Below are 21,704 nucleotides of genomic sequence, written 5' to 3' on the forward strand. Positions count from 1 at the left end.
CCATAGATATGAAATTGCCCGACCGATCGTAGACAACGACCGACCGGAGGCTGCGGCGGGCCCGATCCGGTCGCACGGAGATGGAATCGCCATGCGCCGATCGCGACGGATACCGTCGGTTCCGGCGTTGCCATGGGTATGAGTATCGGAATCGCGTTGTCCCCGTTGGCTCTCGATCGGTCCGGTAATGCCGTGGACGCGGCGGTCGCGCAGGCCCGCGCGGCCGCCGAGGCCGGGGTGCAGTCGGTGTGGCTCGGTCAGACGTTCTCGCACGACGCGCTGCTGGTGGCGGCGATCGTCGGGCGAGAGGTGCCGGGGATCGAGGTCGGGACCTCGGTGGTACCGGTGCCGGGAAGGCATCCGCTGCTGGTGGCGAGCCAGGCGCAGACCGCGCAGGCGGCCACCGGCGGGCGGTTCACGCTGGGGCTGGGGCTCGGTGCGCGCGAGCTGTCCGAGCGCGCGTTCGGCGGCACGTTCGATCGTCCGGCCACCCGGATGCGTGAATTCCTCACGGCCCTGCGCTCGATCCTCGACACCGGCGAGGTCGATTTCCACGGCGAGACCGTCACTGCCGCCGCCCCGATGCCCGCCGCGGTCGCGGGCGCGAAGCCGACCGTGCCGGTGCTGGTGGCAGCGATGGGACCACAGGCGTTGCGGGCCACCGGCGAGCTCGCCGACGGTACCCTGCCCTTCCTGGTCGGGCCTGACGCGTTGGCCGAGCACATCGTCGAGCCGTTGCGCGCGGCGGCGAAGAGCGCGGACAGGCCGCGACCGCGCGTCGTGGCCCTCGTCCCCGGCGTCGTCACCTCGGACCTGACCGCCGCCCGCACGGCCGCCGAGGCGAATACGGCCTTCTACGACACCATTCCGTCCTATCAGCGGGTGATCGCGCTGTCCGGTGTCGACCGGGCCGCCGATCTCGTGGTGCTCGGCGACGAGGAGACCGTGGCCGCCCGGGTGGCCGACTACTTCGCCGCGGGCGCCACCGACGTCGTCTTCTCCCAGACCGACCTCACCACCCCGGAAGACCAGCGGCGCACCTGGGCCCTGCTCGGCGAACTCCAGCGCGCCGGCTGAGGCGACGTCCGGCCGGTATCGTTCGGGCCATGCCAGCTGTGCAGCGGCGTCCGCTCGGCGTGGCGGCGACCGGATGACCACCATCGTCGTCGACAGGGCGCCCACCCGTGTCGTGCGCGCCGCCGAATGGGTCGGCTACGCCTTTCTGGTCGCGGGATGGATCGCGGTGGCGCTCGGACTGTGGTCGCCGCCATCGCCGGATCCGGCGTTCGAACCGGGGACGAGCGACCAGATCAGCGTGGTGTTCTACGTCTACGGACCGTTGTTCGTCGTACTCGCTCCCGGCCTGCTCGGCGTCGGCGTCCTGGTGGCGCGGAACCGGGTCGAGTCCTGGGCGCTCGTCGTCGCCGGGCTGGCGCTGAGTCTGTACACCCAACTCGTCGCGACATTGACGTTCCTCACCGAGTATCGGCCGCAGCTGCCCGGATACCTCGGCGTGAGTCTGGCCTGCACCGCAGTAGCGTGCGTTGCCGCGCTGGTGGCGGTTCTCGTGCGCCGGTGGCCCAGCCGCGACCACCGGCTCTGGACTCCCGTGGTCGCCCTGCTCGTGACGGCGGCCGCGGTCGGGCCGCTGATCACCTCGCACGGCGAGCGGCAGGGGCCGATCGGGTGGGTGTCGGAGCATCCGGAGTGCGGGCGCACGATGTCGGACTGGGTCGACGCCGACGGCACGGCGGTCTACACGGGCACCCTCGAGTACAGGTACCGCCCGGATACGAAGGTGAAACCCGCCCCGGTCGGCCCCGTCGAGGTGACGGTGACCCTCGCCGACGGCAGAATGACGACGACGATGTCGCCGGACAATGCCGTGGCGATGGCCGACACGGCCGAACTGCTCCGCAACTCCCGCAAGCTCGTCACCTCGGTCCAGCGCGCGGAAGACGACGCGCACGTCAGGTTGGAATCGCCGGATTGTGACCGCGGAACCCGCGTCGCCGTCGTGACATTCAGCGGGGCCGCGGCGAAGAACGACGCCGAAGGACGACCGATCGAGCTGCACCACGTCGACGGGGAGCTGACCCGCGTGGCCGAATCGCCCTCCTGAGGAACACCGATACGCTCCGCCGCATCGCCCCGCGGGCCGACTCGCTCATGGTGCCGACGTCAGCGGGGAGTGTGGCTACAGGCCCATGTCGGTGGCGAGGAGGGCGCGCAGAGCGTCGCCGGTGCCGCCGAGGATGCGATCGATGCGGTGGTCGGCGTAGAGGCGGGCGATGGGGGAGTCGGTGAGATAGCCCGTGCCGCCGTGCAGTTGCAGGCAGCGGTCGATCACCCGGCCCGCGGTCTCGGTGGCGAACAGCTTCGCCGACGCGGCGTCGGCGGGGTCGAGTTCGCCCTGGTCGTGGGCGGTGAGGGCGCGGTCGACGACCGCCTCGACGGCGTCGACCTCGGCGCGGCAGGCGGCGAGCTCGAACCGGGTGTTCTGGAAACCGGGACGGGGACCGCGTTCGGCGGTGTGCAGGCGGGCGAACCGGATCGCCGCCTTGGCCTGGGCGTAGGCGCTGACGGCGATGCCGAGCCGTTCGCGCGGGAGCTGCGCGGCCAGGTGCTCGACCGCGCGATGCGGGGCACCGAGCACGTCGGCGACCGGGACCCGCACATCGGTGAAGGTGAGTTCGGCGGTGTCGCTGACCTTGCGGCCCAGCGTGTCCAGCTGGCGGCCGACGCGAAAGCCGGGCGTGGCGGTGTCGACCACCAGCAGCGAGAGACCGTAGGACGGATCGTCGGCCCGCGGCGCCGCCGTCCGCGCGCACACGATGACGCGGTCGGCGTGCACCCCGCCGGTGACGAAGGTCTTGGAGCCGTTCACCACGTACACGCCGTCGGTGCCCAGCGGCGCGGTGGTCCGCATGTCCGCGGGCTCGGACCCGGCGCCTGGCTCGGCGACGGCGAGCGCGAACATCGTCTCGCCGGTGACGATTCCGGGCCACCAGCGCTGCTGCTGCGCCGTGGTGGCCAGCGTACGCACCAGCGGCAGACACCGGGTGACGTGCGCGCTCGACCCGCCGAACGAGACGGCGGCCCTGGCGATCTCCTCGGCCAGCACCGCCCGGTACCCGAACGAGGACTGCCCCGCCCCGCCGAAGGCGACCGGCGCCTCGATCCCGAAGACGCCGAGTTCGCCCAGCCGGTAATAGAATTCGCGCGGTACCAGGCCGTCGTCGTACCACTTGCCGAAGCTGGGGACGACCTCGGCGTCGATGAAGGCGCGGATGCGCGCTCGGAACGCGTCGTGCCCGGCGTCGAACACTGTTCTGCGCATGACGATCTCCTGACCGGCCGACGTACGGCCACGAGCCGTCCCGCCCGGCGGTGCGGGCGGGACGGCGAGATGCGGTAAGGCCGTGTTACTTCGCGGGCGCGGGGACCGCGGGATCCTTGCAGTAGGCGCCGAGCTCGGCCGGGCAGGGCGCGAGGATCGTCGAGAAGTACTGGTAGGCCGAGAACAGCGCCAGCGGCCCGCCGACGGTGATCAGCCCCACCATGGTGCCGACCGCGCCGAGGGTGGCCGCGCCGAGCACACAGCCGGCGACGGTCGCGCCGACCCACGGCACCAGCAGCGCGATCACCGGGCTGGCGATCGCCGCGCCCGCCGCGCCGCCGATCAGGCAGCCGACCCCGCCGCCCACCACGGCGCCGACGATCGCGGCCACCGCGCTGCCGATGCCGAGCCGCTGGCTGAGCACACCGAGCGCGGTCTGATCGCGCGGGGTGAACGACTCGGCGATCTGCTTCGCCGCCGCGTCCGCGCTGATCAGGTCGGTCGCGGCCGCCACCGGGGTGCCGCCCTCGCGGGCGGGCGTCAGCGTCGCCTTGCCGCCCTCGACGGTCGCCGCGATCGGAAACAGCTTGTCGTCGAGGCGATACGACAGCGGCAGCGCCGCGACCGGCACGTCGGCGGCGGTGGTGAGCACCAGCTGGCCGTCGACGACGGTCAGTTTGCCGTCACCGGTGGTGACGACGGCGGCATCGCCCTGCCTGCTGACCTCGTAGTGCACTTCGGTCTGCGCCGGTGCCGGTTCGGCGTGGCCGGTGCCGGTGCCGACACCGAGGGCAAGGGCCGTCAGAGCGGCGGTCGCGAGCGTGGTGGACATCTTCATCGGTGATCCTCATCGATCGGTGGTGTACTTCGGGGAACTAGTTGCCGGCGCTGAACAGGCCCTCGGTGAGCGACCAGTGGGTGCCCGTGAAGGTCTGGATGCCGACGGATTCGAGCGGGAAGCCGTCGCCCGCACCGGTTTTCATGGTGATTCCGGGCAGCAGCAGGCCCGCGGCGACGTCGTCGAGGGAGCGCATCGCGTCGCGCAGGCCCTCCCTGGTGGGGCACTTCGCGGCGGCCATCGTCTTGTGGAAGCTCTCGGCCATCGCCCAGCCGCCCATGGTGTGCTGGTTCTCCGGGTCGGCGCCCTGGCCGTACTGCGCCAGTTTCGCGCGGTAGGTCTGCATGCCCGCGTCGCCTGCCCAGCGCGGGTCGGCCGCGTCCTTGAGGAAGGCCGCGGTCACCGCGCCTCGCACGTTCTCCAGGCCGACCGGCCGCAGGGTGGCCATCGTGTTCGACACCTGGGTCACCACGTGCAGCGGATTCCACTCGGTGTTGCGCACGTCGGCGGCCAGGGCCTGCGAGGCGAACTTCGGGGTCGAGAAGTTCAGCAGCACATCGGCTTTCGAGTTGGCCAGATTGCGGACCTGCGGGTCGACGGTGGGATCGGTGACCTCGAAGCTCTGCTGCGCGACCACCTTGACGCCGCTGCCCGCGATGCCCTCGGTGAACGCGCCGAGCAGGTCCTTGCCGAAGTCGTCGTTCTGGTAGAGCACGGCCACCGTGGCGTTCGGGCGCTGCTTCTCGATGTACTCGGCGTAGGCGCTGCCCTCGGTGTGGTAGCTGGGCTGCCAGCCGATGGTCCACGGATGTTCGGTGTCGGTGCCGAATTTCGTGGCACCGGTGGCGACGAACACCTGCGGCACCTGTCGCTGGCCGAGGTAGTCGACCACGGCCGAGGAGGTCGCCGTGCCCAGGGTCTGGAAGATCGCGAACACCTGGTCCTGTTCGACGAGGCGGCGGGTCTCCTCGACGGTCTTGGGCGGCTGGTAGCTGTCGTCGCGCACCAGGTACTCGACCTTGCGTCCGTCGATGCCGCCCTGTTCGGCGTTGATGTAGTCGAAGTAGGCCTTGATGCCCTTGGGCACCTCGCCGTAGGCCGAGGCCGGACCCGACAGCGGATACACCCCGCCGAGCTTGATCGTGGTGTCGGTGATGCCGGTGGTCTGCTGGCCGCGGCAGTCGCCCGAGCCGACGGTGCCGGTGTCGGCGCCGCGGCCGCCGCACGCGGTGAGCGTCGCGAGCAGTGCCGCCGCCAGGCCGAGGGCGTGGAACGCCTTAGTGCGCATGTGTTCTCCCTTTCCGAACCAGAGGTCCGAGCTGTCGCGCGAGGCGGCCGGCCAGCCCGGCCAGGCCCGTGGGCGCGAGGTACATGACCGCGATGATCAGCAGTCCGAAGATGACGCCGGGCGCCGCCTGATTGACGTCCTGGGCGAAGCTCGGCACGAAGAGCACGAACAGCCCACCCAGCAGCGGTCCCCAGGTGGTGCCGAGCCCCCCGACGACCAGCCCGGCCAGCAGCGTCACCGACAGCGTCAGCGCGAACGAGTCCGGCGAGACGAAGGCGATCACCCAGGTGTAGACGCATCCGGCCACGCCGGCGAGCAGCGCGCTCCAGGCGAACGCCAGAGTCTTGTAGTGGGCCAGGTTCACGCCGAGCACCTCGGCCGCGATCTCGTTGTCGCGCACCGCGTGCAGCGCGCGCCCGACCCGCGACCGCAGCATGCCCGCGACCAGCGCGAAGCTCGCGAGGGTGACGGCCAGCGCCAGGAAGTACAGCCACTGGTCCTCGGCCAGTCCGGTCCACAGCGGCGCTTGCGGCTTGGTGACGGTGATGCCCATCGAGCCGCCGGTCAGCCCGTCGAAGCGCTTGAGCAGCGGGACGAGGAAGACCGCGATCGCCAGGGTGACCAGCGCCAGGTACAGCCCGCGCAGCCGCAGCGCCGGGATGCCGAGCGCGAAACCGAGGGCGAATGTCACGGCCGCCGCGAGGGGCAGGGTCGCGAGATACGGGGTGTCCCACTGGTGCATCGCGACGGCCGCGGTGTACGCGCCGACGGCGAAGAACGCGCCGTGGCCCAGCGAGATCTGTCCGGTGTGGCCGACCAACAGGTTCAGCCCGAGCAGGGTGACCGCGTAGATCATGGCCATCGCCAGCTGGAAGGTGTGGAAGGGCACCAGCTGGAACGGCGCCGCGCAGGCCACCAGCACCACGGCCGCCGTGGCGATCGTCGGCCAGGGCCACCGGCCGAGGCCGCGGGCGACCGGTTTCGCCGGGGCGGCCGGGGCCGTCGTGGCCGGGACTGTGTTCAACTCGCTCATACCCGCTCCACCGCCGCGTGTCCGAACAGACCTTGCGGGCGCACCAGCAGCACGCCCAGGATGATCACCAGCGGCACACCGATCTTGAGTTCGGTGCCGATCGCATCGACGTACGCGCCGGTGAGGGTTTCGGCGGCGCCGACGATCAGGCCGCCGGCCACCGCGCCACCGGGGGAGTCGAATCCGCCGAGGGTGGCCGCCGCGAAGGCGTAGAGCAGGACCCCGCCCATCATGTTGGGCTCGAGGAACAGCAGCGGCGCCGACAGCACGCCCGAGACCGCGCCGACCAGCGCGGCCAGCCCCCAGCCGAGCGCCAGCACCGTGCCGACCCGGATCCCGACCAGCCGGGCCGAGGCCGGATTGCAGGCCACCGCCCGCATGGCCAGGCCGATCCCGGTGTAGCGGAACAGCAGATACAGCAGGCCCATCACCACGCCGACGACGGCGAGAATCCCGAGACTGCCGTAGCCGACGCTCACACCCGCACCGCGCAAGGCGCCCTCCGGGAACGGATTCGGGAACGATTTCACCTGGTATGACCAGATCCAGCCCGCCACCGCGTTGACGGTGAAGAACAGGCCGACCGTCACGATGACGAGGGTGATCTCCGGCGCGCCCTCGACCGGGCGGATGATCACCCGTTCGATGAGCATGCCCGCGCCGAAGGACAGCGCCAGGGTGAGCGGCAGCGCCACCCAGAACGGCATCGTCTGGCTCAGCTGCCAGGCCAGGAACGCCGAGAACATGGCCAGCTCGCCCTGGGCGAAGTTGACGATCCCGGTGAAGCGATAGATCAGGACCAGCGCCAGGGCCAGCCCGGCGTAGATCGCGCCCGCCGAGAGTCCCTCGACGAGCTGCTGGGCGAATTCGGTCACGGCCGCACCCGGATTCCCAGGTAGGAGCGGGTGACCTGCTCGTCGGCGCGGATCTGTGCCGCGGTGCCCGACAACACGATCCGCCCGGACTCGAGCACGTGCGCCTGGTGGGCGATGCCCAGCGCCAGGTGCGCGTTCTGTTCGACGACGATCACGGTGGTGCGTTCCTCTTCGTTGATGGTGTGCACGATCCCGAACAGCTCCTGGGTCACCAGCGGCGACAACCCCAGCGAGGGCTCGTCGAGCAGCAGCACCCGCGGCCGCAGCAGCAGGGCCCGGCCGATGGCGAGCATCTGCTGCTGGCCGCCGGACAATCCGCCCGCCGGGTCGCGGCGCTTGTCGCGCAGGATCGGGAAGTAGTCGTAGACGCGGCGCAGGTCGGCCTCCACGGCCGCGCGGTCGCGGCGGGTGTACGCGCCCAGCCGCAGGTTCTCCTCGACCGACAGCGGCGCGAAGGTGCCGCGCCCCTCCGGCACGTGGGCCACGCCCAGGCGCGCCATGGCTTCCGGCGCGCGGCCGGTCACCTCGGTCTCGCCCAGCCGCAGCGTGCCGCGGACCTTGACCATGCCGCACAGCGCGCGCAGCAGCGTGGTCTTGCCTGCCCCGTTGGGGCCGAGGATCGCGCAGACCTCGCCCTCGGCGACCCCGAAGCTCACGCCGTGCAGGACCTTCGCCGCGCCGTAGCCGGCGTGCAGGTCGGTCACCGAAAGAAAATCCTTCACGCCGCAGCTCCCAGGTAGGCGCGGATGACCGCCGGATCCCGTTGCACCGCTTCGGGTTCGCCCTCGGCGATGACCGCGCCGAACTCCAGGCAGACCACCCGGTCACAGGTGCCCATGACGAATCCCATGTGGTGTTCGACGACCACGACGGTCAGGTCCAGATCGGCCCGCAGCCCGCGCAGCAGCTCGGCGAACTCGTCGACCTCGCCGTGGCTGAGGCCGTTCACCGGCTCGTCGAGCAGGAGCAGCCGTGGCCGCACCGCCAGCGCCCTGGCCAGTTCGATCCGCTTGAGCGTGCCGAACGGCAGGCCGGCGGCCGGATGGTCGGCGACGGCGGACAGGTCGAGGCGGGCGAGCAGCGCGTCGGCCTCGGCGCGCAGCGCGCGTTCCTCGCGCCGCACCTTCGGTGCGCGCAGGCCCGCCGAGAGGAACCCCGCCCCGGCCCGGTGGTGCGCGCCGACGAGGACGTTGTCGCGCACCGACATCCGGGGAAACAGGCCGAGGTTCTGGAAGGTGCGGGCGATGCCGAGCCCGGCCAGCGCGTCGGGGCGCACCGTGGCCAGGTCGGTGTCGCGGAACCGCAGTGTGCCCGAGGTCGGGCGGTGGCGCCGGGTCAGGCAGTTGAACAGGGTGGTCTTACCCGCGCCGTTCGGTCCGATCAGGCCGACCATCTCACCGGGAGCCACCGTGAACCCGACCTCCCGCAGGGCGGTGATGCCGCCGAAGCGCACCGTCAGGTTGGTTATCTCGAGCATGGCGTCGAGATTAAATTCGCAGTTCAGGGGTCACATCGGACGCTGCGGACCAAGTTTCGCCGCCGATCTCGTCCACGGCGGACAGGGCGGGGGGCGCCGCGCGGTCGCCGGTTGACACCGGCAAATCGGACCTGCACACTTCCCGAATATGTCAGCTGGATCACAGTCGCTCGCCGTGCAGCCGGGCTCGGTGCAGGCCGAGCGCGTGCGGATCGTCGGCTGCGCCTACGCCCACGCCGACGACATCGCCGACGACGTGATGGCCAAGATCCGGGAGGAGCTCCCGGGCTACGGCACCGACGACCCCGGTTTCCTCGCCGACGTCCACGACCAGCTGGCCCGCCTGAGCCGCACCGGCCTCGGCGCCCTGCTCGAACGCAAGCGCGTCACCCCGGCCGATGTCACCTACGCCAGGCAGGCGGCCGCCCGCCGCGCCCGGTCCGGGCTGCCGCTTGTCGACTACATCGCCGCGTTCCGCCTCGGCCAGCGCGCCATCTGGAAGTCACTGCTCGCCCACGCGGGCGACGGCGAGGCCGGGCGGGAAGCGGTGTTGTCCCTGGCCGGCCCGCTGGCCCGCTACACCGACCTGATCAGCAACCAGGCCACCGACGCCTATCTGGAGTTCCAGCAGTACGTGGCCGCCGAGTCGGGCCGCGACGGCCAGGCGCTGATGGACGCGCTGCTCGACGGCACCCTGCCCGCGGGCGGGCCGCACCTGTCGGTGGCCACCGCGCACGGCATCGGCGCCGACCGCACCACGCCGCTGCTCGTCGTCACCGCCGTCGTGCTCGAGCCTGCCGAAACCCAGGGCGAGACAGCGCGGCTGGTGTCGGCGGCGGCCGCGCGGGTCGGCGTGAACGGATTGCGCACGCTGTCGGTGGTGCGTGGCGGCGAGATCGTGGCCATTCCCGCGCTGGGCCGCGACGGATCGGCCGAGCAGCTGTGCGAACGGCTGCGCGCGATGCGGGCCGAGCTGGCCGCCGAGGGGATCTCGCTGGCCGTCGGCGTGAGCACCGCGGTCACCGAGGTCGCTCAGATCCCGCGCGCCTACCGGCAGGCCCAGGCCGCGCTCGCGCTCCTGCCCGAGGACGGCGGCGTGCTCGCGTTGCCGCAGCTCACCCCGTTCCGGTACCTGCTGCTGCGCGCCGACGACACCACCCGTCAGCTCGTGGACCCCCGCGTCGGCGCCGCACTGGCCGACGACCGCGCCCGCGGCGGCTCGCTCGCCGAGACCATCCGCGCCTTCGCCGCCGCCGACATGAACCTGCGCGAAGCGGCCGACACTCTGCGCATCCACCTCAACACCGCCAAGTACCGGATCGGGCGCATCCAGGAACTCACCGGCCGCAATGTGCGCAGCGTCAACGATCTGGTCGAGCTGCTCGTGGCGATCGAACTGCAGACCGGGCAGTCCGGACGGCCGGGCGCGGCTGTTATAAACGACGCATGAGTCTGGATCCCGCCATCGCCGCACGTCTCAAGCGCAACGAGGCGGGCCTGGTCGCCGCCGTCGCGCAGGAGAAGTCGACCGGCGACGTGCTGATGATGGCCTGGATGGACGACGAGGCGCTGGCCCGCACCCTCGAAACCCGCAGGGGCACCTACTATTCGCGCTCACGTCAGCAGTACTGGGTCAAGGGGGAGACCTCGGGCCACACCCAGTACGTGCACGAGGTGCGGCTGGACTGCGACGGCGACACCGTGCTGCTGATCGTCGACCAGGAGGGCGCCGCGTGCCACACCGGCACGCACACCTGCTTCGACACCGACGTGCTGCTGGCCGCGGACTAGCAGCCCTCCTCGGCGAGCACGGCGTTCAGCCGCGTCGAGACCGTTTCCCCTAGGTCGGCCAGCTGGGCGATCTGGTCGGGGTCGAGCGCGTCCAGCACCAGCCTGCGCACCGCGTCGACATAGCCCGGCGCGGCCGCCAGCACCATTTCGAATCCTTCGTCGGTGAGCACCGCGTTGACCCCGCGCCTGCCCGCCGTGCTGTCGCGGCGCGCCCAGCCGAGTCGTTCCAGCTTGGACACCACGTGCGAGAGTCGCGATAGCGACGCATTTGCTTTGTGGGCGAGATCACTCAGCTGCAGTCGGTGCCCAGGTTCCTCCGACAGCAGGCTGAGCACCCGGAACTCGAAGTGCGTCAGTCCGGATTCGCGCTGCAGCCGGGTATCGAGCGCGCCGGGAATCCGGGCCATGAGCGCGACGATCGCCTGCCACGCGCGCTGTTCCACGGGGTCGAGCCACTGAGCGCTCACCGGCACTGCCTCATGGCCGGACGACAGGACTGGTGTACTGGGGCGCGCACCCGACCGAGTTTGCCACGACGTCGCTGTGGCGTCCGCGAGTTGGCGGCGGTCGTGAGGTCACTCACAGCACCGCGCGGCGGACTATCGCGCGTGCGGCTACTCGGCGGGCGTGATCGGCGGCTCGGGGACCTGCACCGCCTTGGCGGCCTTGCGGCGGTTGAGGCCGCGCTTGCCCATGAGCGCGAGTACCGCCAGGAAGATCACCCCGGCCAGCAGGGCGCCGACGAGGCAGGCGCCGCGGAAGGCGGGCGCGTCGACGTCGAGGATGCGCTGACCGGCGTGCGCGGCGTTGTTGCCGCCCAGCACGATGGTCAGCGTCATGAGATTGGGGATCGCGCCGACCAGGGCGATGACGACCGCGGCGCCCGCGATGAACTTGCCGCCCTTGCGTTTCCACATGCGAACGGCCAGCAACAGCAACAGCAGGGGCACCAGCGTGAAGACCAGCCCGTAGACCAGGCCCCACCAGATGCCGGAGGAGAAGCTGCCGTGCACCATCGAGCCGATGCGCTGTGCCCACCAGCGCGGAATGAACGACGCGAGAACGAAATAGGCGATCACCAGCACGATCGCCGTGGCGACCGTGATGATCGCCCGATTCCGCCACACGACGGCCGTGGACTTCTGACCGTTCGACTGCACCTCGCCGGTTGTCATGTCCCCAGGGTAGAGGCGGGTACGCCGCCGGGCGCCGATCCGGCGCCCGGCGTTTTCCGCGCGGGGCCCGCTATTCGGTGGCGTTCGCGCGCTCGCGCAGGAAGGCCAGCGCCTCGTCGGCGTGCACGGCGGCGCGCAGCTCACCGGTGACGATCTTCAGAATGGTGCCGTCGGTATCGATGACGAAGGTGTGCCGCTTGACCGGGGCGAGCTTGCCGAGCAGTCCGCGCTTGACGCCGAAGGCCGCGGCCACCGCGCCGTCGGCGTCGGACAGCACCGGGTACTCGAGCCGCTGCTTGGCGGCGAACCCGGCCTGCACCTCGGCGCTGTCGGTGCTGATGCCGGCGCACGAGGCGCCCACCGCGGCGAATTCGGCGCTCAGATCACGGAAGTGGCAGGCCTCGGCCGTGCACACCGGGGTGTTCGCGGCGGGATAGAAGAACAACACGAGGGGGCCGTCGGCGAGCAAGCTGTCGAGCGTGCGGAGCTGGGCGGACTGGTCGGGGAGCGCGAACTGGGGAGCGCGCTGGCCTGGCTGCATGGTCGTCACCCTAGTGACAGGGCCGGTCCGACGAAAGATCCCCGTCCGCCCGCGAACGGGGATCTGTTCGGGTGCTCGGTGCCGCCCCCGACGGACTGCGCCGGGCTAGCGCTGCAGCAGCGCCGCGATCTCGGGATTGCGGATCTCCATCACGTCGAGGATGCCGTGCACGCGCAACATCGGCTCGAGCTCCCGGATGCGGTCGCGGTGCCCGGCGTATTCCACCGGGAAACGCTTCTCGTCCAGGTCTTCCATGGCCTTGGCGTAGGTGACGAAAGACGTCAGCGCGCTCGCCGCGGACATTTGACCGGGACCGTAGTGCTGCTGCGACGGGGCGACCATCCGGCCGTCCTGTGCGCCCTGGTGCGAGGGGTACAACATTGCTCCTCTCGGAAAGGGGATTACCGCATGCGACATGGAACGCGCGCGAGTGTAGTGATGGCGATCACCCCGGGTCGCGGCGCGGGGGTCGGGCCAGCGCGCGGGTGCCGCGCCGCGCCTGGGATGATGGGGAAATGCAGGGCGCGTCGACACCAACCACCACGACCCGCGACCAGTTCCGGCTGCTCGCCGCCGAACACCGGGTGGTCCCGGTGACCCGAAAGGTGCTGGCGGACTCCGAAACTCCGCTCTCGGCCTACCGGAAGCTGGCCGACGACCGGCCGGGCACCTTCCTGTTCGAGTCCGCCGAGAACGGGCGATCGTGGTCGCGCTGGTCGTTCATCGGCGCGGGCAGCCCGTCGGCGCTCACCGTCGTCGACGGCGAGGCGGCCTGGCTGGGCGCGGTGCCCGCCGACGCCCCGTCCGGTGGCGATCCGCTGCGCGCGCTGCACGAGACCCTCGAGCTCCTGCGCACCGAACGCCTGCCCGGCCTGCCGCCGCTGACCGGCGGCCTGGTCGGCTACCTCGGCTACGACGCGGTGCGCCGGATCGAGCGCCTGCCCGAGCTGGCCGACGACGACCTGGCACTGCCGGAGCTGGTGCTCATGCTGGCCACCGACCTGGCCGCGTTCGACCACCACGAGGGCGCGATCACCCTCATCGCCAACGCGGTGAACTGGAACGGCACCGACGAGAACGCCGACGCCGCGTACGACGACGCCGTGGCGCGCCTGGACCGGATGACCGCCGCGCTGGCCGCTCCCGCGCCCTCGACCGTGTCGGTGTTCGACCAGCCGGAGCCGCAGTTCCTGCGCCGCCGCACCACCGAGGAGTTCGGCGCGGGCGTGCGCAGGCTGATCAAGGAGATCGAGGCGGGCGAGGCCTTCCAGGTGGTGCTCTCGCAGCGCTTCGAGATGGACTACAGCGGGTCGCCGCTGGCGGTCTACCGGATGCTGCGCGCCTCCAACCCGAGCCCGTACATGTACCTGATGCACATCCCCGACGGCGACGGCGGCACCGCGTTCTCCATCGTCGGGTCCAGCCCCGAATCGCTGGTCACCGTGAAGGACGGGATCGCCACGACGCACCCGATCGCGGGCACCCGCTGGCGCGGGGCGAGCGCCGAGGACGACATCCTGCTCGAGAAGGACCTGCTGGCCGACGAGAAGGAGAACGCCGAGCACCTGATGCTCGTCGACCTCGGGCGCAACGACCTGGGCCGGGTGTGCCGCCCCGGCACCGTGCGGGTGACCCAGTACCGCCACGTCGAGCGCTACAGCCACGTGATGCACCTGGTCTCCACGGTGTCCGGTCAGCTCGCCGAGGGCAAGATCGCGCTCGACGCCGTGCAGGCCTGCTTCCCGGCGGGCACGCTCTCGGGCGCGCCCAAGGTGCGGGCGATGGAACTCATCGAGGAGCTCGAACCCACGCGGCGCGGCATCTACGGCGGCGTCGTCGGCTACCTCGACTTCGCCGGTGACGCCGACACCGCCATCGCCATCCGCACCGCGCTGCTCAAGGACGGCACCGCCTACGTGCAGGCCGGCGCGGGCGTCGTCGCCGACTCCGACCCGGTCTACGAGGACACCGAGGCCCGCAACAAGGCCATGGCGGTGCTCAAGGCGATCGCCGCCGCGCAGACCCTGCGGACCTACGAGGGCGGCGTCGAGTGAGCGAGGAACCCGCCGCGACACCGGCCCCCGTGCGGGCCGCCAAGCCGGTCGTCTCGGTGGCGCTGCTGGCGCTGGCCGCGGCGGGCCTGTGGGTGTCCTCGCGGATGACCTGGGTGACCGTGCACTCCGCCGACGGGCTCACCGAACCCCGCACCGACGACCTCGACGGCGCCACCTGGTTCGGCGCGCTCACCCCGCTGGCGCTGGTGCTCGTCGCCGCGATCGCGGCGGTGTTCGCGGTCAAGGGCGTGCTGCGGCAGCTGCTCGGCGTGGTGATCGCGGTGGTCGCCGCGGTCGCCGCGGTGCCCGGCTTCGCGCTGGCCGCCGGGGCGGGCCGGACCGAGGAGCGCGCGGGCACCCTGGCCGAGCTGCCGGTCCGCGCGGTCGTCAGCGGCGCCGATGTGCACCTGGCGCCCGCGATCCTGTCGATCGTGGCGGCATGCTGCGCGCTGATCGCCGGCGTGCTGCTGACCCGCAGGCCCGGCGAGAGCAGTCAGCTCTCGGGCAAGTACGACAACCCGGTGTTCCGCCGCGCCGACGCCAGCGCGCAGGTGAGCAAGCGGCGCGACGAGACCGGGACCGCCGCACCGCTGTCGGATCGGGTGCTGTGGGACGCCCTCGACGCGGGCACCGACCCCACCGACACCCCCGAGGGACCCGACGACGACGGCACGTCGCCTGGCCGCAGGCCGTGACCCGCCGCAGCTCCACCGTGGTGACCCCGGCCCGCCGGGCGCCAGTGACGCCCGGCACCCCCGCCGCAGAGACACGGGCGGCGGCCATTTATTCTTGTCCAGCATCGGTGAGACAGCGCCTGAGGGGACTCTCAGGTGAGAAGTTCGTCTCCCCAGAAAGGATTCGAGCCAGATGACGGTACTCGACTCGATTCTCGACGGGGTTCGGGCGGATGTTGCCGCTCGCGAAGCCCTCCTCGATTTTCAGGCGATCAAAGCCGCAGCGGCCGCCGCCAAGGCGCCGCTGAACGCCGCAGCCGCGTTGCACGAGGACGGGATCGGTGTCATCGCCGAGGTGAAGCGTGCCAGCCCCTCCAAGGGCGCGCTGGCCGACATCCCGGACCCGGCCGTCCTGGCCAAGGCCTACGAAGACGGTGGCGCCCGCATCATCAGCGTGCTCACCGAGGGCCGCCGCTTCGGTGGCTCCCTCGACGACCTCGACGCAGTCCGCGCCGCCGTGAACATCCCGGTCCTGCGCAAGGACTTCGTCGTCGGCCCGTACCAGATCCACGAGGCCCGCGCGCACGGCGCCGACGTGATCCTGCTGATCGTGGCCGCGCTCGAGCAGGACGTGCTGTCCTCGCTCATCGACCGCACCGAATCACTGGGCATGACCGCTCTCGTGGAAGTGCACACCGAGGAGGAGGCCGACCGCGCGCTGGAAGCGGGCGCGTCGGTGATCGGCGTCAACGCCCGCAACCTCAAGACCCTCGAGGTCGATCGCGACGTGTTCGCGCGGATCGCGCCCGGCCTGCCCTCGGAGGTCATCCGGGTGGCCGAGTCCGGCATCCGCGGCACCGCCGACCTGCTGGCCTACGCCGGCGCGGGCGCCGATGCGGTGCTCGTCGGCGAGGGCCTGGTGACCAGCGGCAACCCGCGTGCCGCGGTGTCGGAGCTGGTGACCGCCGGTACCCACCCGTCCTGCCCGAAGCCGGCCCGGCGGAGCATCCGGTGAGCGCCCTGCCCCAGGCCAGTGCCGGCGTCGCCCAGCACAGCGACTACGAGCCCGACGCGGGCGGCCACTTCGGCGTCTACGGCGGACGACACGTCCCCGAGGCGCTGATGGCGGTGATCGAGGAGGTCACCGCCGAGTACGACAAGGTCCGCACCGACCACGGTTTCCTCGACGAGCTCGACCGCCTCCAGCGCGACTACACCGGCCGGCCCTCGCCGGTCTTCGAGTGCGCCAACCTGGCCGAGCACGCCGGGGGAGCGCGCATCTTCCTCAAGCGCGAGGACCTCAACCACACCGGCTCGCACAAGATCAACAACGTGCTCGGGCAGGCGCTGCTGGCCAAGCGGATGGGCAAGACCCGCGTCATCGCCGAGACCGGCGCGGGTCAGCACGGCGTGGCCACCGCGACCGCGTGCGCCCTGCTCGGCCTGGACTGCGTGATCTACATGGGCGCCGTCGACACCGCCCGCCAGGCGCTGAACGTGGCCAGGATGCGGCTGCTCGGTGCCGAGGTCGTCTCGGTGACCACCGGCTCGCAGACCCTCAAGGACGCCATCAACGAGGCGCTGCGCGACTGGGTCTCGAACGCCGACGACACCTACTACTGCTTCGGCACCGCCGCGGGCCCGCATCCGTTCCCGCTGATGGTGCGCGATTTCCAGCGCATCATCGGGATCGAGGCGCGCGAGCAGATCACCGAGCGCGCGGGCAGGCTGCCCGACGCGGTCGTGGCCTGCGTCGGCGGCGGCTCCAACGCCATCGGCATCTTCCACGCCTTCATCCCCGACGCGGGTGTCCGGCTGATCGGCTACGAGGCCGCAGGCGACGGCGTCGAGACCGGACGGCACGCGGCCACCTTCACCGGCGGCACCCCCGGCGCGTTCCAGGGCGCGTACTCGTACCTGCTCCAGGACGAGGACGGCCAGACCATCGAATCGCATTCGATCTCGGCCGGGCTCGACTACCCGGGCGTCGGCCCCGAGCACGCCCACCTCAAGGACATCGGCCGCGCCGAGTACGCGCCGATCACCGACACCGAGGCGATGGACGCGCTGCTGTTGCTCTCGCGCTCGGAGGGCATCATCCCGGCGATCGAGTCCGCGCACGCGGTGGCCGGTGCGCTGAAGCTGGGCAAGGAGCTCGGCGAGGGCGCGATCATCCTGGTCAACCTGTCCGGTCGCGGCGACAAGGACATGGACACCGCGGGCCACTGGTTCGGCCTGTTCGACGACGACGCCGAGGAGCACGAGAAGTGAGTCAGCAGTCTCGTCTCGCGAACACGTTCGCGGCGGCGCGTGGCGAGGGCAGGGCCGCCCTGATCGGCTACCTGCCCGCGGGCTACCCCGACCTGGCCGGGTCCATCGAGGTCTGCCGGACCATGGTCGAGGCCGGCTGCGACATCATCGAGGTCGGCGTCGCCTACTCCGACCCGGTGATGGACGGCCCGACCATCCAGGCCGCCGCCGAGCAGGCGCTGCGCGGCGGCGTGCGGGTGCGCGACGTGTTCTCCGTCGTCGAGGCGATCACCGCCGCCGGCGGGCAGGCCGTGGTCATGAGTTACTGGAACCCGGTGCTCAAGTACGGCGTCGACACCTTCGCCCGCGACCTGGCCGCGGCCGGTGGCGCCGGGATCATCACGCCCAACCTGATCCCCGACGAGGCCGACGACTGGTTCGTCGCCTCGGCCACGCACAACCTCGACCGCATCTTCCTCGTCGCGCCGTCCTCCACCGAGGAACGCCTGGTGAAGACGCTCGAGGCGTCGCGCGGATTCATCTACGCCGCCTCCACCATGGGCGTCACCGGCGCGCGCGACGCGGTCTCCTCGGCCGCCCCCGCGCTGTGTGCCCGCATCCGTGCGCATTCCGACATCCCGATCGGCGTCGGCCTCGGCGTGCGCTCCGGGGCCCAGGCCGCCGAGATCGCCGCCTACGCCGACGGCGTGATCGTCGGCTCGGCCCTGGTCACGGCCGCCGCCGAGGGTCTGGACGCGGTCCGCGCGCTGACCTCGGAGCTGGCCGAGGGCGTGCGCTCGGCGACCGTCCGCTCCTAGTGGTGCCCCGAGCCCGTCCCGCCGACACGCGGGGCGGGCTCTCGGCTGTCACCGTCGCGGCATCCGCCGTCAGGGTCGCGGCCACGCGGCGGTAAGGGCGTCCACTAGCCTGGTGGCCGTGAACTCAGTCCTGGCCTACATTCCGAGTCCGCCGCAGGGCGTCTGGCAGCTCGGACCCTTCCCGCTGCGGGCGTACGCGCTGTTCATCATCCTCGGCATCGTCGTCGCCATCTGGTGGGGCGAACGCCGGTGGCAACAGCGCGGCGGCAAGCCGGGCGCGGTCCTCGACGTCGCCATGTTCGCGGTGCCGTTCGGCCTCGTCGGCGGCCGGCTCTACCACGTGGCCACCGACTGGCAGAAGTACTTCGGCCCCGGCAAGCATCCGATCGAGGCGCTCTACATCTGGCAGGGCGGCCTCGGCATCTGGGGCGCGGTGTTCCTCGGCGGCGTCGGCGCCTGGATCGGCTGCCGGATCTACAAGATCCCGCTGCCCGCGCTCGGCGACGCGATCGCGCCCGCGGTGCTGCTCGCGCAGGCGATCGGCCGCCTCGGCAACTACTTCAACCAGGAGCTCTACGGCCGCACCACCGAGGTGCCCTGGGGTCTCGAGATCTACGAGCGCTTCGACGCCGACACCGGCGCGCGCGACATGATGAACGGCGTCTCCACCGGCCGGGTGCTCGAGGTCGTACACCCCACGTTCCTCTACGAGCTGGTCTGGAACGTGCTGGTGGTGATCCTGCTGGTGCAGCTGGACAAGCGCTTCAAGATCGGCCACGGCCGCCTGTTCGCGCTGTATGTCGCCGGCTACAGCTTCGGCCGCTTCTTCGTCGAGCTCATGCGCAGCGACGAGGCGACGCACATCCTCGGCATCCGGATCAACTCCTTCACCTCGGCCATCGTCTTCCTGTGCGCCATGGCGTACTTCGCGCTGGCGACCAAGGGCCGCGAGACCCCGGCCCAGTTGCAGCCCGACGGCGAACCGCGCCCGTGGCCGTGGCAGTTCTCGGCGCTGCGCGCCGCCGGCGCGGCCGACAGTGCCGCCGCGACGGAAACCGCCGCCGCGCAGGCGGATTCGAAGGACGAGGACGCTGCCGAACCCGCCGAGCGCGAGACCGCGACGGCGTCCGCCGCCTCCGCGGACGAGGCGCCGGGCACGGGCGAGGACACCGACACCGCCACCGAGGCGGAGTCCGGCGACAAGGACGACGCCGCCACGGTGCTGAAGAAGTCCTGACCACCACGGGGTGGCGAAATCGGCGGGCGTCGGGCAACATTCCCGACGCCCGTCGCGATAAATCGAGTGAGTGTCGCGCGCTGTCGGTGCGCCGGGGGCCACGACGGGTACCCGCACGAATGATGGAGGACATGAGTGACCGACCCCTACAACCCCAACCCGCAGTACGGCCCTGACCTGAACAAGCCGCAGGACTCCGGTTCGCAGCCGCAGTACGGTCAGCCCGCGTACGGTCAGCCCTCGGACCCGTACGCGCAGCAGCCGGGCTACGGCCAGCAGCAGCCCGGGTACGGTCAGCCGCAGTACGGCCAGCCGCAGCCGCAGTACGGCCAGCCTGCCGACCCGTACGGTCAGCCGCAGTACGGCCAGCCCGTCTACGGCGCCATGCCGCAGGGCTACAACCCGGCCGACCCGGAAGCCCCGTACGGTCGCGACATGTACGGCGTGCCGTTCTCGGACAAGCAGAAGCTGATGGCCGGCCTGCTCGAGATCTTCCTCGGCAGCTTCGGTGTCGGTCGCTTCTACCTCGGCTACACCGGCCTCGGCATCGCCCAGATCGCGGTGGTCTGGCTGACCTGTGGCATCGGCGCCATCTGGCCGCTGATCGACGGCATCATGATGCTCACCGGCAAGGTGCCCGACGCGCAGGGCCGCCCGCTGCGCGACTGACCGTCCGCACCCCTGTCACGGGTGTCCCGCCGGGTGCGGGGCACCCGTTTCGCGTTTCCCCACCGGAATTGCGATCACGATGAGCGATACTCTGTGTCGGTCTGCCGCGGCGCCGTAGCGTCGCCTGGCCTGCGCGTGCCCGATGCGCGCAGTGGAGAAAGGGATGAACGTGCGCAAACTGCTTGCCGCCGCCGTACTCGCTGCCGTCGCCGCGACGGGTCTGTCGGCCTGCTCGTCCGACGCCGACCCGAACGTGCTGAAGATCGGCACCGAGGGCACGTACGCGCCGTTCAGCTACCAGGACAACGGCGCCATCACCGGCTACGACGTCGAGGTCGCGCAGGCGGTCGGCGAGAAGCTCGGCAAGCGGGTGGAATTCGTGCAGACGCCCTGGGACTCCATCTTCGCCGGCCTCGAGTCCAAGCGGTTCGATCTGGTCGCCAACCAGGTGACCGTTTCGCCGGAGCGCGCCGCCAAGTACTCGCTGTCGCAGCCGTACACGACCTCCGAGGGTGTGATCGTCACCAAGGCCGACAACACCACCGTCACCACGCTGGCCGACCTGGCGGGCAAGACCGCCGCCGAGACCGCGACCAGCAACTGGAACCAGGTCGCCAAGGACGCGGGCGCGAAAGTCGAAGTGGTGGAGGGTTTCGTGCAGGCGGTGCAGCTGCTCAAGGCGGGCCGGGTCGACGTCACCGTGAACGACACCCTCGCCGTCGGCGAGTACACCAAGAAGACCGGTGACACCGGCATCAAGATCGCGGGCAAGACCGGCGAGACCAGCAAGCAGGCCTTCGCCGCGCGCAAGGACGACGCCGCCCTCATCGCCGACATCGACAAGGCGCTCGAGCAGCTGCGCGCCGACGGCACCCTGGCCCGGCTGTCGGAGAAGTACTTCGGCACCGACGTCAGCAAATAGCGGATGGATGCCGCGACCAGGGAGCTGATCTGGCACAACCTGTGGCCGATGCTGAAGGCCACGGTCACCGCGACACTGCCGCTGACGGCGATCAGCTTCGTCATCGGCCTGGCGATCGCGGTGGGCGTCGCGCTGGCGCGGATGTCGGCCAAGCGGGTGCTGTCGGTGCCGGCCCGCTTCTACATCTCGATCATCCGCGGCACGCCGCTGCTGGTGCAGCTGTTCATCGTGTTCTACGCGCTGCCGCAGTTCGGGATCGTCATCGACCCGTTCCCGGCGGCCGTGATCGCGTTCAGCCTCAATGTCGGTGGCTACGCGGCCGAGGTGGTGCGCTCGGCGATCATGAGCGTCGCCCACGGGCAGTGGGAGGCCGCGGAGTCGCTGGGCATGACCTACCCGCAGACGCTCTGGTACGTGGTGTTCCCGCAGGCCGCGCGGATCGCGGTGCCGCCGCTGTCGAACACGCTCATCTCCCTGGTCAAGGACACCTCGCTGGCCTCGACCATCCTGGTCACCGAACTCCTGCGCACCGCCCAGCTGGCGGCCGCGCCCACCTTCGACTTCTTCGCGCTCTACGGCGTGGCGGCCCTGTACTACTGGGTGATCTGCCTGATCCTCGGCATGGGCCAGACCCGGCTGGAGACCCGGCTGTCGCGGCACGTGGCCCTCGCGCGCCGCTGATTTCGTGAACTCCGGGATAACACCCGACCGGCGAAACGACG

24 protein-coding genes are annotated in these 21,704 nt (G+C 71.2%); 13 read left to right on the forward strand and 11 right to left on the reverse strand.

All coding sequences use genetic code 11. The annotated features are described in order from the left end of the window. Window positions 1-138: 138 nt before the first annotated feature. Both DFR69_RS26610 and DFR69_RS26615 read left to right on the forward strand, forming a co-directional pair. Window positions 139-1,077, forward strand: a complete 939-nt coding sequence (locus DFR69_RS26610; RefSeq protein WP_110040388.1) for a TIGR03564 family F420-dependent LLM class oxidoreductase — start codon at window positions 139-141, stop codon at window positions 1,075-1,077. A gap of 73 nt (window positions 1,078-1,150) precedes the next feature. Beyond that, on the forward strand, window positions 1,151-2,122 hold the full coding sequence (locus DFR69_RS26615) for a flagellar hook-length control protein FliK (protein ID WP_110040389.1): 972 nt from the start codon (window positions 1,151-1,153) through the stop codon (window positions 2,120-2,122). A 75-nt stretch (window positions 2,123-2,197) separates the two neighbouring features. Here DFR69_RS26615 and DFR69_RS26620 read toward each other — a convergent pair whose 3' ends face one another. The 7 genes from DFR69_RS26620 to DFR69_RS26650 all read right to left on the reverse strand — a co-directional run bounded on the left by DFR69_RS26620 (window position 2,198) and on the right by DFR69_RS26650 (window position 8,851). Further along, window positions 2,198-3,340 (reverse strand): acyl-CoA dehydrogenase family protein, encoded by a 1,143-nt coding sequence (locus tag DFR69_RS26620; RefSeq protein ID WP_110040390.1) that lies wholly within the window; start codon window positions 3,338-3,340, stop codon window positions 2,198-2,200. Between the two features lie 85 nt (window positions 3,341-3,425). Continuing rightward, a complete protein-coding gene (locus DFR69_RS26625) occupies window positions 3,426-4,178 on the reverse strand; it encodes a DUF8020 domain-containing protein (protein ID WP_110040391.1) in 753 nt (250 codons plus the stop codon). Between the two features lie 37 nt (window positions 4,179-4,215). Beyond that, entirely contained in the window at window positions 4,216-5,466 is a 1,251-nt protein-coding gene (locus DFR69_RS26630) for an ABC transporter substrate-binding protein (protein ID WP_110040392.1), read from the reverse strand. Further along, window positions 5,456-6,499, reverse strand: coding sequence for a branched-chain amino acid ABC transporter permease (locus DFR69_RS26635; protein WP_244198477.1), 1,044 nt, complete (start codon window positions 6,497-6,499; stop codon window positions 5,456-5,458). Before DFR69_RS26635 ends, DFR69_RS26630 begins: the two co-directional genes overlap by 11 nt. Beyond that, on the reverse strand, window positions 6,496-7,374 hold the full coding sequence (locus DFR69_RS26640; RefSeq protein ID WP_110040393.1) for a branched-chain amino acid ABC transporter permease: 879 nt from the start codon (window positions 7,372-7,374) through the stop codon (window positions 6,496-6,498). The genes DFR69_RS26635 and DFR69_RS26640 overlap by 4 nt, the downstream gene beginning before the upstream one ends. Beyond that, the gene (locus DFR69_RS26645) at window positions 7,371-8,078 is read right to left on the reverse strand and encodes an ABC transporter ATP-binding protein (RefSeq protein ID WP_244198478.1); all 708 of its coding nucleotides are present in this window, start codon (window positions 8,076-8,078) and stop codon (window positions 7,371-7,373) included. The genes DFR69_RS26640 and DFR69_RS26645 overlap by 4 nt, the downstream gene beginning before the upstream one ends. A gap of 14 nt (window positions 8,079-8,092) precedes the next feature. Next, window positions 8,093-8,851 carry an ABC transporter ATP-binding protein gene (locus tag DFR69_RS26650; RefSeq protein ID WP_110040395.1) on the reverse strand — a complete coding sequence of 253 codons (759 nt, stop codon included), beginning with the start codon at window positions 8,849-8,851 and terminating at the stop codon, window positions 8,093-8,095. A 148-nt stretch (window positions 8,852-8,999) separates the two neighbouring features. Here DFR69_RS26650 and DFR69_RS26655 point away from each other — a divergent pair, with 148 nt between their 5' ends. Continuing rightward, the gene (locus DFR69_RS26655) at window positions 9,000-10,301 is read left to right on the forward strand and encodes a PucR family transcriptional regulator (RefSeq protein ID WP_110040396.1); all 1,302 of its coding nucleotides are present in this window, start codon (window positions 9,000-9,002) and stop codon (window positions 10,299-10,301) included. Then, window positions 10,298-10,642: a phosphoribosyl-AMP cyclohydrolase gene (gene hisI / locus DFR69_RS26660; RefSeq protein WP_110040397.1), complete on the forward strand. Its 345-nt coding sequence runs from the start codon at window positions 10,298-10,300 to the stop codon at window positions 10,640-10,642. The genes DFR69_RS26655 and hisI overlap by 4 nt, the downstream gene beginning before the upstream one ends. On the opposite strand, the gene DFR69_RS26665 is transcribed toward hisI, so the two are convergent. The 4 genes from DFR69_RS26665 to DFR69_RS26680 all read right to left on the reverse strand — a co-directional run bounded on the left by DFR69_RS26665 (window position 10,639) and on the right by DFR69_RS26680 (window position 12,739). After that, a complete protein-coding gene (locus DFR69_RS26665; protein ID WP_244198487.1) occupies window positions 10,639-11,049 on the reverse strand; it encodes a MarR family winged helix-turn-helix transcriptional regulator in 411 nt (136 codons plus the stop codon). The genes hisI and DFR69_RS26665 overlap by 4 nt on opposite strands. Before the next feature lie 207 nt (window positions 11,050-11,256). Next, a complete protein-coding gene (locus DFR69_RS26670) occupies window positions 11,257-11,817 on the reverse strand; it encodes a permease (RefSeq protein ID WP_110040399.1) in 561 nt (186 codons plus the stop codon). A 70-nt stretch (window positions 11,818-11,887) separates the two neighbouring features. Next, window positions 11,888-12,358 carry a peroxiredoxin gene (locus DFR69_RS26675; protein ID WP_110040543.1) on the reverse strand — a complete coding sequence of 157 codons (471 nt, stop codon included), beginning with the start codon at window positions 12,356-12,358 and terminating at the stop codon, window positions 11,888-11,890. Window positions 12,359-12,463: 105 nt separating this feature from the next. After that, on the reverse strand, window positions 12,464-12,739 hold the full coding sequence (locus DFR69_RS26680) for a hypothetical protein (protein WP_110040400.1): 276 nt from the start codon (window positions 12,737-12,739) through the stop codon (window positions 12,464-12,466). A 134-nt stretch (window positions 12,740-12,873) separates the two neighbouring features. Here DFR69_RS26680 and DFR69_RS26685 point away from each other — a divergent pair, with 134 nt between their 5' ends. From DFR69_RS26685 to DFR69_RS35720, 9 genes are all read left to right on the forward strand, one after another. Beyond that, a complete protein-coding gene (locus DFR69_RS26685; RefSeq protein WP_110040401.1) occupies window positions 12,874-14,412 on the forward strand; it encodes an anthranilate synthase component I in 1,539 nt (512 codons plus the stop codon). Next, entirely contained in the window at window positions 14,409-15,107 is a 699-nt protein-coding gene (locus DFR69_RS26690; RefSeq protein WP_110040402.1) for a TIGR02234 family membrane protein, read from the forward strand. The genes DFR69_RS26685 and DFR69_RS26690 overlap by 4 nt, the downstream gene beginning before the upstream one ends. A gap of 172 nt (window positions 15,108-15,279) precedes the next feature. Next, on the forward strand, window positions 15,280-16,101 hold the full coding sequence (gene trpC / locus DFR69_RS26695; protein ID WP_110040403.1) for an indole-3-glycerol phosphate synthase TrpC: 822 nt from the start codon (window positions 15,280-15,282) through the stop codon (window positions 16,099-16,101). Then, entirely contained in the window at window positions 16,098-17,357 is a 1,260-nt protein-coding gene (gene trpB, locus DFR69_RS26700; protein WP_186817408.1) for a tryptophan synthase subunit beta, read from the forward strand. Before trpC ends, trpB begins: the two co-directional genes overlap by 4 nt. Continuing rightward, a complete protein-coding gene (gene trpA, locus DFR69_RS26705) occupies window positions 17,354-18,154 on the forward strand; it encodes a tryptophan synthase subunit alpha (protein ID WP_110040404.1) in 801 nt (266 codons plus the stop codon). Before trpB ends, trpA begins: the two co-directional genes overlap by 4 nt. A gap of 109 nt (window positions 18,155-18,263) precedes the next feature. After that, window positions 18,264-19,391 (forward strand): prolipoprotein diacylglyceryl transferase, encoded by a 1,128-nt coding sequence (lgt, locus tag DFR69_RS26710; RefSeq protein WP_186817410.1) that lies wholly within the window; start codon window positions 18,264-18,266, stop codon window positions 19,389-19,391. Between the two features lie 135 nt (window positions 19,392-19,526). Next, a complete protein-coding gene (locus DFR69_RS26715; RefSeq protein WP_110040406.1) occupies window positions 19,527-20,060 on the forward strand; it encodes a TM2 domain-containing protein in 534 nt (177 codons plus the stop codon). A gap of 163 nt (window positions 20,061-20,223) precedes the next feature. Further along, window positions 20,224-20,982, forward strand: a complete 759-nt coding sequence (locus tag DFR69_RS35715) for an amino acid ABC transporter substrate-binding protein (protein ID WP_186817409.1) — start codon at window positions 20,224-20,226, stop codon at window positions 20,980-20,982. A gap of 3 nt (window positions 20,983-20,985) precedes the next feature. Then, complete coding sequence (locus tag DFR69_RS35720; protein ID WP_110040407.1) at window positions 20,986-21,663, forward strand: amino acid ABC transporter permease; 678 nt, start codon at window positions 20,986-20,988, stop codon at window positions 21,661-21,663. Window positions 21,664-21,704: the final 41 nt, after the last annotated feature.

The organism is Nocardia neocaledoniensis (assembly GCF_003182135.1).
In the GTDB taxonomy this organism is placed as follows: domain Bacteria; phylum Actinomycetota; class Actinomycetes; order Mycobacteriales; family Mycobacteriaceae; genus Nocardia; species Nocardia neocaledoniensis.

Bases quoted from the DNA above. Each gene is read 5' to 3' on its own strand.
- DFR69_RS26655 (WP_110040396.1), top strand. From the start codon at position 9,000: ATGTCAGCTGGATCACAGTCGCTCGCCGTGCAGCCGGGCTCGGTGCAG.
- DFR69_RS26625 (WP_110040391.1), bottom strand. From the start codon at position 4,178: ATGAAGATGTCCACCACGCTCGCGACCGCCGCTCTGACGGCCCTTGCC.
- DFR69_RS26675 (WP_110040543.1), bottom strand. From the start codon at position 12,358: ATGCAGCCAGGCCAGCGCGCTCCCCAGTTCGCGCTCCCCGACCAGTCC.
- DFR69_RS26615 (WP_110040389.1), top strand. From the start codon at position 1,151: ATGACCACCATCGTCGTCGACAGGGCGCCCACCCGTGTCGTGCGCGCC.
- DFR69_RS26665 (WP_244198487.1), bottom strand. From the start codon at position 11,049: ATGGCCCGGATTCCCGGCGCGCTCGATACCCGGCTGCAGCGCGAATCC.
- DFR69_RS26610 (WP_110040388.1), top strand. From the start codon at position 139: ATGAGTATCGGAATCGCGTTGTCCCCGTTGGCTCTCGATCGGTCCGGT.
- DFR69_RS26670 (WP_110040399.1), bottom strand. From the start codon at position 11,817: ATGACAACCGGCGAGGTGCAGTCGAACGGTCAGAAGTCCACGGCCGTC.
- DFR69_RS35720 (WP_110040407.1), top strand. From the start codon at position 20,986: ATGGATGCCGCGACCAGGGAGCTGATCTGGCACAACCTGTGGCCGATG.
- DFR69_RS26620 (WP_110040390.1), bottom strand. From the start codon at position 3,340: ATGCGCAGAACAGTGTTCGACGCCGGGCACGACGCGTTCCGAGCGCGC.
- DFR69_RS26650 (WP_110040395.1), bottom strand. From the start codon at position 8,851: ATGCTCGAGATAACCAACCTGACGGTGCGCTTCGGCGGCATCACCGCC.
- DFR69_RS26630 (WP_110040392.1), bottom strand. From the start codon at position 5,466: ATGCGCACTAAGGCGTTCCACGCCCTCGGCCTGGCGGCGGCACTGCTC.
- hisI (WP_110040397.1), top strand. From the start codon at position 10,298: ATGAGTCTGGATCCCGCCATCGCCGCACGTCTCAAGCGCAACGAGGCG.
- trpC (WP_110040403.1), top strand. From the start codon at position 15,280: ATGACGGTACTCGACTCGATTCTCGACGGGGTTCGGGCGGATGTTGCC.
- DFR69_RS26680 (WP_110040400.1), bottom strand. From the start codon at position 12,739: ATGTTGTACCCCTCGCACCAGGGCGCACAGGACGGCCGGATGGTCGCC.
- DFR69_RS26635 (WP_244198477.1), bottom strand. From the start codon at position 6,499: ATGAGCGAGTTGAACACAGTCCCGGCCACGACGGCCCCGGCCGCCCCG.
- DFR69_RS35715 (WP_186817409.1), top strand. From the start codon at position 20,224: ATGAACGTGCGCAAACTGCTTGCCGCCGCCGTACTCGCTGCCGTCGCC.
- DFR69_RS26685 (WP_110040401.1), top strand. From the start codon at position 12,874: ATGCAGGGCGCGTCGACACCAACCACCACGACCCGCGACCAGTTCCGG.